Source organism: Limnohabitans sp., from assembly GCF_030158565.1.
GTDB lineage: Bacteria > Pseudomonadota > Gammaproteobacteria > Burkholderiales > Burkholderiaceae_C > Limnohabitans_A.
Genome location: NZ_JAOASQ010000010.1, coordinates 1 through 18549, shown reverse-complemented (window position 1 = coordinate 18549; position 18549 = coordinate 1). Strand labels below are relative to the sequence as shown.

Annotated in this window: 16 protein-coding genes and 1 tRNA gene; 5 read left to right on the top strand and 12 right to left on the bottom strand. The window is 53.5% G+C overall.

Annotated features, from left to right (window positions below; translation table 11 throughout):
• Positions 1–127: 127 nt before the first annotated feature.
• The 4 genes from Q1W40_RS01740 (at position 128) to Q1W40_RS01725 (ending at position 6391) form a co-directional block, all read left to right on the top strand.
• Positions 128–2659: a PAS domain S-box protein gene (locus Q1W40_RS01740; protein WP_300708253.1), complete on the top strand. Its 2532-nt coding sequence runs from the start codon at positions 128–130 to the stop codon at positions 2657–2659.
• Positions 2656–3282 (top strand): response regulator transcription factor, encoded by a 627-nt coding sequence (locus Q1W40_RS01735; protein WP_300708251.1) that lies wholly within the window; start codon positions 2656–2658, stop codon positions 3280–3282. Before Q1W40_RS01740 ends, Q1W40_RS01735 begins: the two co-directional genes overlap by 4 nt.
• A gap of 76 nt (positions 3283–3358) precedes the next feature.
• Positions 3359–4210, top strand: a complete 852-nt coding sequence (folD, locus tag Q1W40_RS01730) for a bifunctional methylenetetrahydrofolate dehydrogenase/methenyltetrahydrofolate cyclohydrolase FolD (protein WP_300708249.1) — start codon at positions 3359–3361, stop codon at positions 4208–4210.
• A gap of 141 nt (positions 4211–4351) precedes the next feature.
• Complete coding sequence (locus tag Q1W40_RS01725) at positions 4352–6391, top strand: M3 family metallopeptidase (protein WP_300708364.1); 2040 nt, start codon at positions 4352–4354, stop codon at positions 6389–6391.
• A gap of 8 nt (positions 6392–6399) precedes the next feature.
• Here Q1W40_RS01725 and Q1W40_RS01720 read toward each other — a convergent pair whose 3' ends face one another.
• On the bottom strand, positions 6400–7329 hold the full coding sequence (locus tag Q1W40_RS01720; protein WP_300708247.1) for a hypothetical protein: 930 nt from the start codon (positions 7327–7329) through the stop codon (positions 6400–6402).
• A 607-nt stretch (positions 7330–7936) separates the two neighbouring features.
• Between Q1W40_RS01720 and Q1W40_RS01715 the strand changes: the two genes are divergently transcribed.
• Positions 7937–8383: a hypothetical protein gene (locus Q1W40_RS01715; protein ID WP_300708245.1), complete on the top strand. Its 447-nt coding sequence runs from the start codon at positions 7937–7939 to the stop codon at positions 8381–8383.
• A 265-nt stretch (positions 8384–8648) separates the two neighbouring features.
• Here Q1W40_RS01715 and Q1W40_RS01710 read toward each other — a convergent pair whose 3' ends face one another.
• From Q1W40_RS01710 to Q1W40_RS01660, 11 genes are all read right to left on the bottom strand, one after another.
• Positions 8649–9533: a LysR family transcriptional regulator gene (locus Q1W40_RS01710; RefSeq protein WP_004629222.1), complete on the bottom strand. Its 885-nt coding sequence runs from the start codon at positions 9531–9533 to the stop codon at positions 8649–8651.
• Entirely contained in the window at positions 9530–10540 is a 1011-nt protein-coding gene (locus tag Q1W40_RS01705; RefSeq protein ID WP_009238667.1) for a phosphonate dehydrogenase, read from the bottom strand. Before Q1W40_RS01705 ends, Q1W40_RS01710 begins: the two co-directional genes overlap by 4 nt.
• Before the next feature lie 24 nt (positions 10541–10564).
• Positions 10565–11362 (bottom strand): phosphonate ABC transporter, permease protein PhnE, encoded by a 798-nt coding sequence (phnE, locus tag Q1W40_RS01700; protein ID WP_009238668.1) that lies wholly within the window; start codon positions 11360–11362, stop codon positions 10565–10567.
• Positions 11363–11374: 12 nt separating this feature from the next.
• Entirely contained in the window at positions 11375–12235 is an 861-nt protein-coding gene (gene phnD, locus Q1W40_RS01695; RefSeq protein WP_004629229.1) for a phosphate/phosphite/phosphonate ABC transporter substrate-binding protein, read from the bottom strand.
• Positions 12236–12237: 2 nt separating this feature from the next.
• Complete coding sequence (gene phnC, locus Q1W40_RS01690; protein ID WP_020200553.1) at positions 12238–13056, bottom strand: phosphonate ABC transporter ATP-binding protein; 819 nt, start codon at positions 13054–13056, stop codon at positions 12238–12240.
• Between the two features lie 333 nt (positions 13057–13389).
• Positions 13390–13851, bottom strand: coding sequence for a P27 family phage terminase small subunit (locus Q1W40_RS01685; RefSeq protein ID WP_300708222.1), 462 nt, complete (start codon positions 13849–13851; stop codon positions 13390–13392).
• 109 nt (positions 13852–13960) lie between these two features.
• Complete coding sequence (locus tag Q1W40_RS01680; RefSeq protein WP_300708220.1) at positions 13961–16474, bottom strand: DNA-primase RepB domain-containing protein; 2514 nt, start codon at positions 16472–16474, stop codon at positions 13961–13963.
• A complete protein-coding gene (locus Q1W40_RS01675) occupies positions 16468–16785 on the bottom strand; it encodes a hypothetical protein (RefSeq protein WP_300708218.1) in 318 nt (105 codons plus the stop codon). The genes Q1W40_RS01680 and Q1W40_RS01675 overlap by 7 nt, the downstream gene beginning before the upstream one ends.
• 80 nt (positions 16786–16865) lie before the next feature.
• Complete coding sequence (locus Q1W40_RS01670) at positions 16866–17414, bottom strand: hypothetical protein (RefSeq protein ID WP_300708216.1); 549 nt, start codon at positions 17412–17414, stop codon at positions 16866–16868.
• Between the two features lie 2 nt (positions 17415–17416).
• A complete protein-coding gene (locus Q1W40_RS01665) occupies positions 17417–18355 on the bottom strand; it encodes a site-specific integrase (protein ID WP_300708214.1) in 939 nt (312 codons plus the stop codon).
• A gap of 95 nt (positions 18356–18450) precedes the next feature.
• Positions 18451–18527, bottom strand: a tRNA-Val gene (locus Q1W40_RS01660).
• Positions 18528–18549: the final 22 nt, after the last annotated feature.

The window sequence follows — 18549 nt, the reverse complement described above, 5'->3', positions numbered from 1 at the left end:
TCATAATTTTTCAAATATTTCAAATGGTGCCTAATGATTTCTCATTGTGAAATTTTGAGAGAATTTTCCGTGTTGGCACAGCCGTTTTACGGGTAGGTACGCAAGGGTTGTCACCTAAACTCAGCCCATGGAATTGAACAAAGCTGCATCGGTGGTCAAAAAGGTAGGTCCCTGGGCATGGTGGCGCTCATGGTGGGTGCAGCAATCACCCAATAGGCAAGATCGATTTGCAAATTTGGCGCCGGTTGCTGCCGTCTTGCTGTTCTTGGCAGCCATCGCCAGTGCGTTTTGGTACTTGCGCATTGAAGAAGTCGAGCGCGAGCAAGAAGCGATCAAACGTGATGTGGAATACGCACAGCAGAGACTGCGACTGCGACTGATCGAGCGCCAGGAACAGGTGATGCGCTTGGCACGCGATGTGTCCAACCGCGAAGTCAGACCCGATCAATTCATGTCGCGCGCCGAAGCCCTGGTGCAGCAATACCCCGAATACCAATCCTTGTCCTGGATCGATGACCGCCGTCGGATCATTGCCAACCAGAGCATCTCCAGTTTGCTGCCCAGCCAGTATTTGAAAACAGGCAGTGTTCTGAAAGTCGGTGAGACAGAGGCCCACTTCAGCTTGGCGCGTGATTTGATGCAACCGATCTACGGTCGTGTCGACGCGGATGAGGACAAAGACAACAACAACGAGGTGCTGCAACTGCACTCGCCCTTGAGCGACGAGCAAGGCCGTTTCAGTGGTGTCATCCTGGCCGAATACACCATGGAAGGCTTGCTTCGTTACGGCATCCCCACCGAGGTTCTGGCGAAATACGCCGTTGCGTTACAAGACAGCACAGGGAAATTGCTGGCAGGGCAAACCATTCCCAAACGTATTCATTTGCTCAACTTGCTGCCAGGCACCCAGCGTTTGGACAACGACTACGAAATCCCTGTGCCCCCGGTGGGCAACGATCTGATCTTGCGCGCACAAGCCTGGCGAACCTCGCAGGGCTTGGTGGGAAGCGGTTTGTTTTGGCTGGTGAGCGTGCTCAGCGTCATGACCGCCTGGATGCTGATCGGCAATTGGCGGCATACCCGCAGACGACTGCAAGCACAAAAGGCACTGGTTGCAGAAACCAGTTTTCGCAGGGCCATGGAGAACTCCATGGTCACAGGCATGCGTGCACTGGACTTGCGTGGACGCATCACTTACGTCAATCCCGCTTTTTGCCAGATGACCGGCTGGAGCGAGGCCGAATTGGTGGGGGCAGAAGCCCCCTTCCCTTACTGGCCCGACCAGGACCGGGAACTGCTGATGAAGCGCTTGGAAGAAGAAATCAGCGGACAACATTCATCCGCAGGCTTTCAGGTGCGGGTCAAGCGTAAAAGCGGCAAGTTGTTTGATGCCCGAATGTACGTCTCGCCCCTGATCGATGCGACGGGCAAGCAAACGGGCTGGATGACGTCGATGACCGACATCACCGAGCCCAACCGCATTCGCGAACAGTTGGCCAGTTCGCACGAGCGTTTCACCATCGTGCTCGAAGCGCTGGACGCCTCTGTATCGGTTGCGCCCTTGGGCAGCGAAGAGCTGCTGTTTGCCAACAAGCTCTACCGCCTGTGGTTCGGCCAAAACACTGAGGGGCATTTGCGCTTGGTGCAACAAGCGGGTGCCTACAGTGGCGAAAAAGCTTCCGACGATGTGGACGACCTCGCAGGTCTGCCCATCGACAGTTTGACCGTGGCCTCGTCGGAAAACGCCGAAATCTTTGTCGCCGAGCTTGGCAAATGGCTGGAAGTGCGTTCGCGCTACATCAATTGGGCCGATGGCCGCTTGGCACAGATGGTGATTGCCAGTGACATTACGCCACGCCGACAGGCCGAAGAGCTGGCCGCCCAACAGGCCGAGCGCGCACAAACCGCCAGCCGCCTGATCACCATGGGCGAGATGGCCTCCAGCGTGGCGCACGAGCTGAACCAGCCCCTGACCGCCATCAGCAATTACTGCAGCGGCATGATTTCGCGCATCAAGAGCCAACAGGCCGAAGAAAAAGACCTGCTCTGGGCACTGGACAAGACCGCGCACCAAGCCCAACGTGCGGGCCAAATCATTTTGCGCATCCGCAGTTTTGTGAAACGCAGCGAACCCAACCGCGCCTTGTCGGACGTGAGCGCCATGGTCAACGAATCGTTGGAACTGGCCGAAATTGAACTGCGCCGCCGCCATGTGCGTCTGAGCCATTACGTGGCCGCCCGCTTGCCGCAGCTGATGGTGGACCCGATTCTGATTGAGCAGGTCCTGATCAACCTGATGAAAAATGCGGCCGAGTCGATTGACAACGCCAAACGGCCAGCGGACAAGCGCCATGTGGAATTGAAAGTGGTGCCCACCATGGTGGACGACAAACCGGTGGTCGAATTTTCTGTCACCGACACGGGCCAAGGCCTGCCACCCGAAGCCATTGACCGCGTTTACGAAGCCTTCTTCTCAACCAAGGTCGAAGGCATGGGCATTGGCCTGAATTTGTGCCGCAGCATCATCGAATCCCACCAGGGCAGGATCATGGCCGAGAACCTCTACAATGCCGACGAGGTGACCGGCTGCCGGTTCTCCTTCTGGATCCCGGTCGAAGCCACTTTGACCACCCAACAAGCCACTGGGGTAAATGAATGAGTTTGATTCCGAAAAAAGGCACGGTTTATGTCGTGGACGACGACGAAGCGGTGCGCGATTCCCTGCAGTGGCTGCTCGAAGGCAAAGACTACCGCGTGCGTTGCTTTGACAGTGCGGAATCGTTCATCAGCCGCTACGACCCGCGTGAAGTGGCCTGCCTGATCGCCGACATCCGCATGGGCGGCATGACCGGCCTGGAACTGCAAGACCGCCTGATCGAGCGCAAATCCCCCCTGCCCATCGTGTTCATCACCGGCCACGGCGACGTGCCCATGGCCGTGAACACCATGAAAAAAGGCGCGATGGACTTCATCCAGAAGCCCTTCAAGGAAGAAGAGTTGCTCAGTCTGGTCGAGCGCATGCTGGACGAAGCCCGTGAAGCCTTTGCTGGCCACCAGCAAGCGGCCAGCCGCGATGCGCTGCTGTCCAAACTGACAGGCCGTGAAGCCCAGGTGCTCGAACGCATCGTGGCAGGCCGTCTGAACAAGCAGATCGCCGACGATCTGGGCATCAGCATCAAAACGGTGGAAGCGCACCGCGCCAACATCATGGAAAAGCTCAACGCCAACACCGTGGCCGACTTGCTCAAGATCGCACTGGGGCAAAACGCGCCCAAGGCCTGAGCCACAAGCCCTCATCCAAACGCCCGCACCCGTCGGGCGTTTTGCATTTTTTCTCTGACCTTTTCGAGTTTCAAACATGACCGCCCAAATCATCGACGGCAACGCCCTGTCCAAACAACTGCGCACCGAAGTCGCCACCCGTGCCCAAGCCCTGAAAGCCAAAGGCATCACGCCCGGCCTGGCCGTGGTGCTGGTGGGCGACAACCAAGCCAGTCAGGTTTATGTGCGCAACAAGGTCAAAGCTTGCGAAGACGCAGGCTTGCACTCGGTGCTGGAAAAATACGAAGCCAGCATGACCGAGGCCGACTTGCTGGCCCGCGTGGAAGCGCTCAACAACGACCCCAGCATCCACGGCATCCTGGTGCAGCTGCCCTTGCCTGCGCACATCGACGCGCAAAAAGTGATCGAAGCCATCAGCCCGGCCAAAGACGTGGACGGTTTCCACATCGCCAGCGCCGGTGCGCTCATGACCGGTATGCCCGGTTTCTGGCCTTGCACCCCTTATGGCTGCATGAAGATGCTCGAAAGCATCAACTACGACCTGAAAGGCAAACACGCCGTGGTCATTGGCCGCAGCAACATCGTGGGCAAGCCCATGGCGCTGATGCTCTTGCAAAAGAACGCCACCGTGACCATTTGCCACAGCGGCACCAAAGACCTCAAGGCCATGACGCTGCAGGCCGATGTGATCGTGGCCGCTGTGGGCAAGCGCAATGTGCTCACGGCCGACATGGTCAAGCCCGGCGCTGTGGTGCTGGACGTGGGCATGAACCGCAACGACGAAGGCAAACTGTGCGGCGACGTGGATTTTGAAGGCGTCAAACAAGTCGCCAGCCACATCACCCCCGTGCCCGGCGGCGTCGGCCCCATGACCATCACCATGCTCTTGGTCAACACCCTTGAAGCCGCCGAACGCGCCTCCAAGTAATCCACAAGGCACCCAAAGCCCCAAACGTGTCACCCCGAGCCCCAAACGTGTCACCCCGGGCCCAAAATATGTCACCCCGGGCTTGACCCGGGGTCCATCCCCGCCAGACCCCAGCCCTTGACCCACAAGACCGAAAAAGCCATGACCAACCCCCTGCTCGACACCTCCGGCCTGCCCTTGTTTGACCGCATCGCCCCGGAACACGTGGCACCCGCCATGGACGAACTGCTGGCGGCCACCAACCGGGCTCTGGAAACGGTCACTGCCGCAGATTTCCCAGCGCAATGGGTCGAGATCGCCAAGGTGCTGGACGTCAGCACAGAGCGTCTGGGCATGGCCTGGGGCGCAGTCAGCCACCTCAACAGCGTGGCCGACACCCCCGAGCTGCGCGCCGCTTACAACGCGGCCCTGCCCCTGGTCACCGAATTCTGGACACGCCTGGGCAGCGACGAGCGCCTGTACGCCAAGTACAAAGCCATCGACACCGCCAGCCTGAACGCTGAACAAAAGCAAGCCCACCAAAACGCCTTGCGCGCCTTTGTGCTGGGCGGCGCCGAGCTGCAAGGCGAGGCCAAAGTGCGTTACGCCGCCATTCAGGAGCGCCTGGCCGAGCTGACCCAGAAGTTCAGCGAAAACACGCTGGACGCGACCGACAGCTTTTCCTTGTATGTGAGCGAAGACCGTCTGGCGGGCGTGCCCGCTGACGTGGTGCAAGCCACCCGCGCCTCCGCCCAGAAAGAGGGCCAGGAAGGCTGCCGCCTGAGCCTGAAGATGCCGGTGTACCTGCCGGTGATGCAATTTGCCCATGACGCGGCGCTGCGCGAGCAACTGTACAAAGCCCACGTCACCCGCGCATCGGACCAGGCGCCTGAAGACAGCCGCCAGTTCGACAACACCGCCTTGATGCAGGAAATCCTCGTCTTGCGCCAGGAAGAGTCACGCCTCTTGGGTTACGACAACTATGCGCAGGTCTCGGTGGTGCCCAAGATGGCAGAATCGCCCAAAAAAGTGATCGGCTTTTTGCGAGACCTGGCCCTGCGTGCGCGCCCCTTTGCCGAAAAAGACCTGGCCGACTTGCGCGAGTTCGCCGCCCAAGAGCTGGGCCACACCGGCCCGCTGAACGCCTGGGACGTGCCCTACATCAGCGAAAAGCTCAAGGAAGCGCGCTATAGCTTCAGCGAGCAGGACGTCAAACAATACTTCACAGCCCCCAAGGTGCTGGCCGGTCTGTTCAAAATCATCGAAACCCTGTTCGAAGTCAGCATCCGACCTGACCAAGCCCCGGTCTGGCACCCTGCCGTGCAGTTCTTCCGCATCGAACGCCAAGGCCAGCTGATTGGCCAGTTCTACCTGGACCAACCCGCACGCGGCGGCAAACGCGGCGGCGCCTGGATGGACGATGTGCGCGGCCGCTGGCAGCGCCCCGACACCGGCGTGCTGCAAACACCGGTGGCGCACCTGGTGTGCAATTTCGCCGAGGGCGTCAACGGCCAGCCCGCGCTGCTGACGCACGACGACGTGATCACCCTCTTCCACGAATTTGGCCATGGCCTGCACCACATGCTCACGCAAGTGAACGAGCGCGATGTCTCGGGCATCAGCGGCGTGGAGTGGGACGCGGTCGAGCTGCCCAGCCAGTTCATGGAAAACTTCTGCTGGGAATGGTCGGTGCTGAGCCACATGACCGCCCATGTGGAGACCGGCGCCGCCTTGCCGCGCGAACTGTTCGACAAAATGCTGGCCGCCAAGAACTTCCAAAGCGGTCTGCAAACCCTGCGCCAGATCGAGTTCTCGCTGTTCGACATGCTGGTGCACGCCGAGCACGACCCGTCTCAGGACTTCATGCCGCTCTTGCAAGAAGTGCGCAACGAAGTGGCCGTCATGCGGCCACCAGCTTTCAACCGCATGGTCCACACCTTCAGCCACATCTTTGCGGGCGGGTATGCCGCAGGCTATTACAGCTACAAATGGGCCGAGGTGCTGAGCGCCGATGCCTACGCCGCTTTTGAAGAAACCGCCGCTGCCGACGGCAGCCCCAGCCTGGAAACCGGCCGCCGTTACCGCCAAGCCATCTTGGAAGCCGGCGGCAGCCGCCCAGCGCTGGACTCGTTCAAAGCCTTCCGAGGCCGCGAGCCCAGCCTGGATGCGCTGCTGCGCCACCAGGGCATGGTCAGCGACTGAAACACAAGTTAATAATTAAATATCAGGACCGAGTCATCTCCACGGAAAATTTCTTTTATTAATTCAAATTCACCCGATGGCCATATTTTGACTTCCGATTGAAGGGTTGACTTTATCATGCCAAATGCATTTCTTTCTTCGGTGATTATTCTCAATAAAGCCGTTGTCGCCGTATCCGCTTCAACAACATACGTAACAGATACAGTCCCGATATACCCTGACTTACTACTATTATTGTAAATTTCAGCACTATACAAAGCACCCGAGTCATTAACACGTACTGTTGCTGGAAAAGTTGGCACCCCCCTCACAACAAAATAATCATCACCTCCACTTTTTCCTAATGGCTCATAGTTTGAATTAACCCAATCAAAAACATAACTACTCATTGGCACAGTAGTCCCGCCAACTGCAAACTCTCCTGTCAAAGTTTTTATTTGCCGGTTTGCTGAAACTCCTTCAAATATACCTGTGCTAAAAGCCCCTCGCGTTACCGTTCCTGAACCCGTAACTTCCATACCATTCACATATCCACTAATATTGAAATTTTTGGATGAAGGCCGTAATGAATTAATCCAAATAACAGAAAATGGATATGTACTAGGAGATGAATTAGATCCCACCTCAGAAATTTCATTATTATTTATAAATGCTTGAGCTTGAGCCAAGGCTGTTTTTTGATCATAAAACCACACAACCGTTTTAACACTGCCATTCGCAGATGTTTTTTCTACTTGATAATAACGATTTATGGCATCGTTACTTATTAGTTTGTACTTTTGTGTATTACCTGAGTAGGTAATCCACAATTCACCTTTGACGATTGCCCAGGTTGCCGCATCCGAATTAACAATCGGAGCACCTTCTGCGACATATTCCGATGCATGAACAATACCGTTGGAATTAAAAACAGCAAGCTGATATTTTTTATCGCTCACATAATATATTGACTTTTCTGAAAAATCTGCAGGTAGAAATCCCGATGAGCTTGACACCCCGGCACCTCCACCACAAGCAGCGAGCAGCGAGCAGCGAGCAGAACAGCCAATATAGCAATTGATACCGATTTAAACAAATTTATCATTTTAATTAATTTAAGAAATCAAAATTAAGAAATATATTATACATATTGATAATAAAAATCAACTTCAAATGAACAAAGCAGCTGACTATCAGGCACCACGAGACGTACAAGCATGAGGCCCAGACGAAGAGAGATTGGCCTCTGTTGTGATTGATGTTATTTCGGCGGGCGCAATCCCAATGCCGGACAACCGCTGCAAACTGGACAACTCGCACCTGATGAAAGTGGGGGTCTGACATGTTGCATGTTTGAAACCCTACGACTGATGGCACTGGTGCGCGGCATGCGATTGACCCGCATAGGCAGTGCATCCACATGGACATTCATATTGACTGAGCCAAAGGGGACATTCCAATGCTTTGGACTGGATGCAGTGCAAAAACGCATTCAGAGCTTCAGAGCATGAGTAGCCCAAGCTGCCTGCATAGCGAGAGGCCGCACGTCTGCTGACAACCGCCGCCATGATCGACCTGCAACTGAGCAACGTCGACAGGCGCGTGGCGATACTGGACAGCGCCCTTGAGTCTAAAGAGTTGATCGGCCTTGCCAATGCACTTAATGGAATCGAGGGGCTAACCGGAGCGGCGCAGATGGGCGTGGTAACAGTCCTAAGCGCTTTGACCGGGGGCAGCCTGCTAGACCTGAGAGAGCTATGGCGCAAGGGTCAGACCGGACCGCTGGGCGATGCCATCAAGCAAACATGGAATCACCGAATGAAGGTCGCACGAATCACCTTCGAGATGACAGGGCGGCACCAGACTACCGCAAGTGACAAGAGAACCCGCTTCGGCGGGTTTTTGCTTTTTGCCGTGGCTGAAATTGTGGTGACGTACGGCACAAACTCATGCCGTATAAAACATGGCTTGCCGTATTTTTGCCGTACGACAGACGAAAAAAAAAGCACCTAGGTGTCTAAGTGCTTGATTTTCCTACCGAATTTGGTAGGCGCGATTGGACTCGAACCAACGACCCCCACCATGTCAAGGGCCATTTCGCGGTGAAAAGACAGTGTTTAGGTAAGTATATAGCAGTGATTAGTGGATTAGAACTACTCTGGAGAGCATGCGCTTGAAACAATGCCGTATGAAGACAGTGCCTGCTATGCAGCGGTAGCTGTCGGTCAGAGTTGATGCTTGACTAGCTGCTGCCGGCCAGAAGCAGACATTCGTTTTGCTATTTATATTCTATTGAGCCTAAATCCGGAGAATGGAGAATCAAATCTGCAAGGCTTGCCACCGGACCGCTTAACGAAGTTTCTGAGCGATGTACGAGATAAAGATCTTTGTAAACATCTTCTTCAATCGGAATTGCATGTAACCATCCGCTTGCCTGTTCATGCTTGACCGCGCTTTCCATCACAAGCGAGATTCCTAGCCCTGCGTGGACCGCGTGTTTGACCGCCTCGGTGCTACCTAACTGCATACCCACTGTGAACTCTGCCGAGTCGGCACCGGCATATTGTTGTAGTAGGCGCCCAGTTCCGGTAGCCGCTTCGCCTCCAAGCAAGTTCTGGGATTTTAACCACTTAAGTGGAATGGTCGACTCGGCAGCCCAAGGATGGCCGGGGCGAACAATGACAACCATCCTCTCGCGCCGCCATACTGTTGAGACGAACCCAGGACGTGAGTCCCACCACTCCATTACCGCTACATCCACTTCAAGCGTTTCCAGCAAAGCGGCAATCTCGATATTTTTGCCGATCCTCACATCGATCTTGTTTGCTAATTTATCTTGGAGCGCCTTGATATAGGGTTGTAAAAGATAAATGCCGATATTGGAGCTTGCACCAACGACCAGGCTTTTATTGTGGAGGGCTGCCGTAGCCTTATGGCTAGTACGGAGCAATTGTTCCGCATAGGGGAAAAAAATCTTTCCCTCCAATGTCAGGCTTTGCGGCATTGTTGCGCGGTCAATCAGCCGGGCCTGCAAAGACTGCTCCAGCCGCTTGATATGCTGCGTTACTGTTGGCTGGGACAATCCAGTTTGCTTCGCCGCTTCGCGAAAGCCCCCGCATTTGACGACGGCAATGAACGTCGCCACACGCTCCAGATCTATCACGCCGCCTTTACTCCCGGATACGGCTGATTAATCGCGCCCATCGGTTTTTCACCAGCGAGTGCCTGGATGATGTTCATCGCTGCCTGCCGCTCGATTTCAAGCCGAACTTCCTTGACCGCCGATCCCAAATGCGGCGTAAAAAACGTTTGTGCCGTATTGTCGAGCAGCGCCTTGGGGATAGCCTGCGGGCGATCAGCGCGTATCCATTCTTCCATCTCGAAGACATCGGCTGCATATCCAGCTAGTTTTCCAGACGCCAGTGCTGCTATCACCGCATTCTCATCCACGACCGAGCCGCGACATGCATTGATCAGGTAGCTACCGGTTTTCATCTTGGCCAACGCGGTGGCATCGATTAGATGCAGTGTCTCTGCGGCCATCGGAACCATCGGCACGACATAATCACATTTTTCGAGCAGTTCATCGAGCGTGACGCGCTGTACGTGCCAAGCCTTTTCTTGTTCGGCATTGAGCGGAATCGGATCGCAATACAAGAGATTCATTTCAAAGCCAGCCAAGCGCTGGGCGATTGCACGGCCGACCGCCCCCATACCAATGATGCCAAGCGTTTTTCCTGTCAAACCAGAGCCATATAGTGTCGGCCGCCAGCCTTGGAAGTGTCCGCTACGGATTTGCCTATCGCCTTCCAGCATATGCCTTGTCAAACCGAGAAGAAGGCCGATAGTCAGTTCAGCGGTCGGGATCGTAAGCAAATCCGGCACAATCGTAAGCCATACACCGTGGCGTGTGCAGGCGTTGACATCGAAGTTATCATAGCCTTTAAGCGCGGCGCCGATGACACGCAGCTTTGGACATTCCTCGAGAAACGCGCTGTCGATGCTGTCCGGCATGAAAGCCATGAGTGCATCCGCATCTTTGGCTCGCGCAATTACCTCAGAACGCGGCAAGGTTTCCCGTGTGGTGTTGGGGATAACATCGGCGCTAGCGGACAACAATTCGATGATTTCCGGGTGCACCCAGTGGGTGAGGACGACTTTGGGCTTCATAAAAACCTTTGTAAGCTTTGGGAGTTATTTGAACTTGCGACGCAGGAAGGAGCTGAAGGCGTCGACGAGGGTAACCATGCCTAAAATAACCAGCAAAATAGCCGAGACATCCTGGTATTGCATGATGCGCAGAGAGCCCATCAGCTCGAACCCGATTCCACCGGCGCCGACCATGCCCATCACGGTCGAAGCACGGAAGTTGTATTCCCATCGATAGATCGCGGTATCGGCCATTTGCGGAAGCACTTGGGGAAAGATCCCATGAAAAATCACCTGCAATGGCGTGCAGCCCGCTGCATGCGCGGCTTCTACCGGTGCCGGATCGGCATGTTCGATCGATTCCGAAAAAAATTTGGCGATCATGCCAACCGAATGTAAGCCTAGGGCTAAAACACCCGGCAATGCGCCGAAGCCAACGGCTGCCACGAACAGGATGCCCATGATCAGTTCGGGTATCGATCGCAAAGCGTTTAACAGGCCGCGTGTGGCTTGATACACGAGTGGATGAGGGCTAGTATTCCGCGCGGCGAGCACTCCTAAGGGAATGGATAGCAATACCGCGATTGCCGTGCCGGCGATACTCATGGCCAAGGTATCCAGTACCGGTTTGACCCAGGTGCCAGCCTGCGAGAAGTTCGGTGGGAACATCTCGCCGGCAATTTTTACCAGGCTTGGCATGCCATCCTTCAATCGCTCGGCATCAAATAGGCCGACGTAATACCAGCAACCGATCACAATCGCCAGCACAACGGCAAACTGCAGTATCGTGCGGTTCCATACGCGCTGGCGCTCGGCCAGAATCAAACCAAAATCAGCTTGCATGCTGTCGCTCACTTAGAACTTCGACAGATCGAGCTTGAGCAGTGTGCCAAGGCTGCGCACCACGTCATAGTCTTTGTCGCTGATCGGGCCGAAACCATCGGCTTTGAAAGGTTTCAGGACTTCCGGATCTTTGAGATTCAAGAAGGCTGCACGGATCTTTTCCTTCAGTTCCGGCTTCAGATTGCTGCGCATGGTCCACGGGTATTGCGGATATGGCTTCGATTCGGCAAGAACTTTTACTTTGTTGGGATCGACCAGTCCGCGCTGAACCAGGGATTCAAAAATCGGCTTACTCAAGCCGCCAGCCTGCGCGTGACCGTTTTGCACGGCCATGGCCACCGCGTCATGCGCACCGGCAAAGTGTTCGCGATAGTTTTCGCCGGCTTTCAAACCGTTTTCCGCCAATATCGACTTCGGAATCAAATGGCTGGAGGTGGATGCCTTATCACCGTAAGCGACATTCTTGTTGACGATATCACTGATTTTGGCGATGCCGGCGCCAGTATTGGCGATCAATACGGACTGGTAGGTAGTGCTACCCTTTTGCTTCATCGCTGCGAATGGCTCGATGTCGCTCTTTTGCTTAGCCAGCACATACGACAAGGGGCCAAAATATGCCATGTCGATACGGCCGTGACGCATGGCTTCGATCATTGACGAGTAATCAGTGGTAACCACCAGCTCAATTTTCTTTCCCAGCTCTTTTTCCAGATAGATTTCGAGCGGCTTGTTGTTTTTAATTACGGTCGATGCGTTTTCGTCCGGCAGCAGCGCAACTTTGAGCGTTTCTGGATCGGGATTGGATGATGCATGGCCAATGCTGCAGACGGCGGCAAGCAAGACAGACATTAATGCGGATGCGAGTTTTTTCATAATCAATCCTTTACGGTAGCAAGTTGCATGGGAAATGAAGTATCGATAAGCCGTTCCTCTCGAGCGTCTTGTGGAACGCTCAAAGAAGAACGGGGTACTTGTTCATACAGCGTGTCGTAACTGGCTTGATCCAAAGTCTGCGGGGCGGCATCAAAAATGACTCGGCCATGGGACAGGCCAATAATACGGTCGGCATAACGTTGAGCGAGGTCTACCTGATGCAGGCTGACGACCGCCGAAATCCCGTCCTCTTTACAAATGCGGTGCAGCAGACTTAGCACTCGCTCTGCAGTAGCAGGATCGAGGCTGGCTACCGGTTCATCAGCCAACACCAGTTTAGGTTGCTGAGCCAGAGCCCGGGCAATACCGATGCGTTGCTGCTGGCCGCCGCTCAATGCGTCGACACGGCTTAAGGCTTTGTGCAATAAGCCGACTCGGTCCAGACTTTGCAAGCATATGGATTGATCCTTCGCCGGGAGGGGGAATAGACTGCGTAATGCCGTGTGGTAGCCCATTCGGCCCATCGAAACGTTTTGCAAAGCCGTCAGTCGGCCAATCAATTGATGCTGTTGAAACACCATGCCAGTCTGTCGGCGATGCATGCGCAATGCACGCGAGTTCGCCAAATTTCCTAAGCCGGCGACAATGGTGGTGCCGCGCTGCGACGCATGCAGCGAATTAATACAGCGAAGTAGCGTGGATTTTCCAGCGCCGGAAGATCCGAGCAATACGGTGAACTGTCCCTGATGGAGTTTGAGAGTGGTGGGATACAGTGCAATCGCATCACCATAACTGACTGAGACATTCTGTAGTTCGATCATGACACCTCCGGCAGATTTGAATTCGTAATCAAAAATGATGACCTGATTACGAATCTGAATTGCAGCGATGGTAATGTCGTGATATGACACCCTGATGACTCGTTGATGTCATTTTTGTGGCATGGTCGCGGGTGCCTGTGAGGGAAATAAGTTGTGCTATCTATGCCAAATATAGACGTCTGCTATGGGTCGGCTACTGCCCGTCATCGGGCTGGACTGGGTGCCTGCTTCCAGCCTCAAGCAGTCATCTGGGAGCCATCATCGAAAACACACGCCCTCCCCGGCTGTTTACGAGCCCTGCCTAGCCAAGGCAGGGGCGGTTTTGAGAAATACTTACGGTCCATCAAGAAGACTTTGTAGTTCTGGCGTTAGTTGCCGTGTTGATTGGTAACCATCACGCGATTTTGGAGACAACTCCAACTCTTTCATAACCTGAATGCTCCTGTACAACGCCCTGTCAGCTATGGCCATATATGGGTTTGGCCCCATAGTCATGCCTCCGTTGAAGGCCATTACCAAGCCATCTGAACGAAGTTTTAATATGCTTTCCACATAGATTTCGATTTGAGATGCCAGCATGCTTAGTAAATGCCGGTCGGCTGTGTCAATGCCCCCGTTTTTCTTTTGCAGGTAGTTGCTTGCGTTGGCAATAAACATTGTCCGATCCCATCGTTCCGGACGGTCAATCCAATCCGAAGTGAGATCGTCGTCTGAAGTTGAGCGAATGAAGCTGTCGTGACCGTCTTTTTTCCTTGGTGGTCCCCGAACAATGTGAAGATTTGCTGGCAGATTCATGGCTCACACCTCCCCCCTAAAAAAACCCCACTCGTGAGAAATTGGCCCACCGCTTGCTCTTGCACAAATCGCAAATATTTAAGTTTCATGATTCAAGCTGATCCGTTGGTCAAAATTCATCGTGTTGATGATCAGTTTCACCCTGGGAAAAACTAACCGATACATCCGACACATCCGATTTCTCTGTTGATAGGGTCCGGACAGACCAGCGTTCTGCGTTTGCCTTGGTGAAAGACCGCTCGAATCGCATACCACCAACAACTCTGCCTTCATAACGGGCAATCATGTGCCCCAAAGTTCGTCGGTTGATCTCTCCCCTGCGCTCTGCGACTTCCTCAAGCACTTCCCTGAGATCACCAGAATTAGCTGCGCCAGAAACGGCATAGCTGACGGCTTCCCGAACCATGGTCGGCACTGAAGCGAAACATTGCTTCCACGCCAATAACAGCCTCAGGAGCATCTGCTTTTCAGGATCATTTTCTTGCGCGGAGTACAGACCAGCAGCTGGATCAGATACACCCAACCACATCAGCGGTTGCCGAACCATTTCTGACCAGCGTTCATAGCTTGCCAATTTGCGGCAGTTGGTCATTGGACGGCCCGCCGCCTGCCATGCATTAACAACCGTCAAAACCAGTGAAACGTAATAAGCTCGCTGATATCTGACCACTGACAGCGGATCGAGCTTGAAATCCCTTGATGAAGCAAGTTCCGTCTGTGGGTCAAGCGCAATGACAATCGTTCGACGTGTCATATCCCTAACCGGTCCCACGTTATTGCCGGAACTCACGAACAACGTTTTCGTGCTGACCCATGCAGTTTTCGACAACCCGAGAATGCGGCCGCGAATTGATTCTTCAGTGAGTGCGGAACACAGGGATGTGTAAGGTAACAAATCCTTTGTCAGGTTATCGAAGATCACCACAGCAGGTGAATCAAGCAATGCTGACAGCAGGTATTTTTGACATTCCTCTTGAGACTCAGGAAACGCTGATACCGCTGGTGCACCTGGCCCCGCAAAAGCGGCAATCAAATTGCATAGATACGATTTTCCGCTTGCGATCTGAGGTGCTCTGACATGGAACATGGGAGATGTGGGCAGTGAAGACCGCAACACTGCCGTGAAGATTCCAGCCAATGCAGCATCACGATCGCGTGGCGACTGAAACCTGAACTCAGTCAACAGGGCGATCAGTTCATCGAGGGCTTCTTGTGCTTGCTCGAGAGTCGGAGTCTGTGGAACAACGTAATCGTTTGCGCGAAATGCCCCAAACATGCGTGATTCCGGGTCGTACCCTTCTACGCTGCCGAATACAAAGTTGCCATAGAAATAAGGCTGTCTAGCGATGCCAGCCAACTGCGGAATGTGCTGGTAATCACCCATTTCAAGCAAAATGCCAATGTACTTTTCAGGTGGGTCAATCACATTGACATCACCATTTTGTTTATGCCTTTCCCAGATGGCAGCCTTCGATGCATCGAGCAAGAGGCGATCCTTGCTCAGGGGTTTGACTTGTACATCTCCTGTGCTTGCATCCTGGCGAACCGTGCAAAGCATGTTGTGGGCGTTATAAATGCCTCCCATTTTTGCCAAGGCCAGCTCTGCATCTGTGACCACCCTAACAATGTGCCCCGGCTGTACAACGACAGTGGGTTTGATAGAAACATCCTTGGCGGGAATGTTCAAGTGCTTGAGCAAATCGCGAACTCTCAATCCAGAACCATGACTGTGGAAGCACTTGAAGCCACCATGCGGAGATTTTTCTGACGGTTCATAGTAGTAGCTTTTGGTATCGGCTGGGTCTGAATGCTGCTCCCACCAAGGGCACACAATTTCATGCCGACGCCCACCAATCGGGCGAATGTATTGCCCTTTATTCTTGAGTGCATCAATGACTGGGTTAAAGCCATTGATAGCTCGCGTTGCGGCCCCCTCTGATGTTTCAGCACCAAAATTGAGCAAAGCATTTTCAATTTCTGCTGGCGAATACCGATTGGTCGGCGCCCATTGAGCTAGCCGACATCTGAACCCGTCTGGTCCGTACTGTGCCTTGCCGTTAATCCCGACTGGCAAGCGCATCCAGCGAGCAACACCGCCGGTCGCGCCAGGATCGCATAAACCTTTCTCGATCAGCTTTTGCTTGAGATGGTCGACAAAGTCGAGGTCTTCGACTGGCTGATCGAATGCATAACCAGCCTGATAGTTGCCTTGACTGGTTTCAATCAGCCAAGTAGGAGCAAGTGAATCAAGCACATGCATGTCAGCTTTTGTGCCGACATCATCCAAACAGATGACACAGACTGAATGAACATGTTCACGTTTTGCTCTCGGCTGACCGTTTGAATCTGGCTCGTAGAGGCTTGGGCCGAAGTACCAATTTAAACCGGCGTCTGCTGTTGGACATGGCCACACCCTTGGCATCCATCCACCTGAGACTGGGTCGCCTTGCTTACGGCAGACGAGCGGTTTAGCCGAGCCAAAGCTTTCCCCAAACAAGGCTGCCATGAATTCATGGTTGGACACTCGATCAAGTTCAGAATCGGTTTGATCGGTTGTTTCGGTTTGCTTTCCTCCTGGAGATTGTTTACTTGGCTCCGATGTTGATTCATTCCAGATCAGCATTTTTCGCCCCCAGCAATCAAATGTGGGGGGACATCATTTGACCGCAATGTCACCAGCTCGAATGCAACTTGGTCAAAACGCTCAGCGTCGAAAATTGCAGGTGAACGCAAGCCAGCTGGCTTTCGCATGACCCCAAGCGACATGAGTGCACGACCATGCCGGCAACAAAAGTTTCTGAATGTGACTGGGCTGTCTTTCAAGCCCAATTCAGGGTGAACTTCAATAAATTCAGAGAACACCTCTCTGGCGCAATGCCAGTTGCTGACTGTTCTCACCAGCTTGGGGCTGGCTTTTTCCGTTGCGTGTTTCATTTCGACCTTTCATCATGGATCGCGGCGAAGCGAGTAACCTTGATTACGCGTCGATTCAATACTTCATAGGGTGAAAATAATCACCGATTATTTTCCGATTTAACGATGATCTCTGGCTCGTTCCACAATGGTTTTTTGGAACCAAATGAACTTTGAAATTTTTTATAGCCAACAACAAAAGCCTGAGCTCTAGCTTCCAGTTCTTTCCTGTATTTTCTGATGGTTGCCGGATCAGCATCTTCGCCAACGCGCTCCAGAATGGCTGCGTCAATTTCCCATTTTTTGGCCCGTTTTAGAAGATAGGCGATCATGACCTGCATGACACCGTCTTCCATCTTCACTGTGGCCGGATCATGCCTCTTTCCCCTACCCTTTCGGACCAGTCCTGCCGCCCTTCGACCATTTGGCTCTTTGAGGCTAGCCAGGAAGCTTTCTGAGGATGACAGAGCACTCTTGCTACCTGGGTATGAAAGGTACTCACGCAAAGCCTCAGCATTAGCTTTATCACTCTTCGTACCTGCATTGAGTTGCTGAAAAATGGACTCAAAAGCCTCTCTCAGATGTTCGTTGTGTCGCCAGTTGTTTGATAAGAAATTCAGCGCCTGTCGCAGTTCGTTTTCTTTGTCCATGATCACTTCCAACTTGAGCGTACAGCTTGAGAAATCGTCCCCGACTCAAGGTGCCCATAGCGTCGATGCAAAATCAAACTGCTATGACCCAATGCTTGCGCGGCAACCGCCACAGAGGCTCCTGATTCAATAAGTAATTTGGCTCTGTAGTGCCGCAAATCATGCAAGCGCAAGTCAGGTCTACCAATTGCCTGGGTCAATTTGTCCCAACTTTTCTTAAAAGTAACAATTGCACCGGGAGCGCGAGTACTACCAAAAAGCAATGCTGCGGACTCTCGGATTGGCCACACCCTGCGCATAAGCGCGGATGTTTCCTGGCTAAAGAAAAGCATTCGGGGCTTCCCAGTTTTCGTCTCAAGCACTTCAATGCAACAGCTATCTAGGTCGATATCGGACCACCGTCTCTCGCAGACCTCCCCACGTCGAGCACCAGTTTCGATCAAGATTCTGACAAGAACTGAAAACCGCCGATCCTTGAACCCTGAAGCTCCATCAAGAATACGTTTAATTTCAGAATCACTCAGGCTCACACGCCTGATTGGCTCAGGGTATCGATGTTGAGACAAGGTGGGAGAGATGAACCCCACAGGGGTCAGCATCTTTCGCTTGGCCCAGCGGTAGATGCTGCCAATTTGGGACAAATTTCTGTTGACCGTGCTCGGGCTGTAGCCGTTTTCAAGCATGGCTACACCTGCACGGGCCAATTCTTCGGCAGTAATACTCCAGGCACTGCGATTGCCCAACAGGTCGAGCCACTTGCGCATTTGCATATCGGCCCCGTTGTAGTGGGTCGCCAGATAAGCTCGAGCAAGCTCACCAAAGGTGAGGTTGTGATTTTCTTGGGTATTAGGTGACGCTTCGAGAGCAGCTCGAAGGTCGATGCGTTTCTGACCACGAGAGTGGGAAACAATTTGCTGGTTAATATTCAATGAAATAGGCATCGTTCGGTTCCTGTGGATCACTGTGAGTGACAAACAAAACACCGCTTCGCCGCGATACCATTTTCATTAACCATTTCAACCACTTAAGGAAGAAATGGTAGGCGCGATTGGACTCGAACCAACGACCCCCACCATGTCAAGGTGGTGCTCTAACCAGCTGAGCTACGCGCCTGTTGAAGCCTTGAATTATAGCA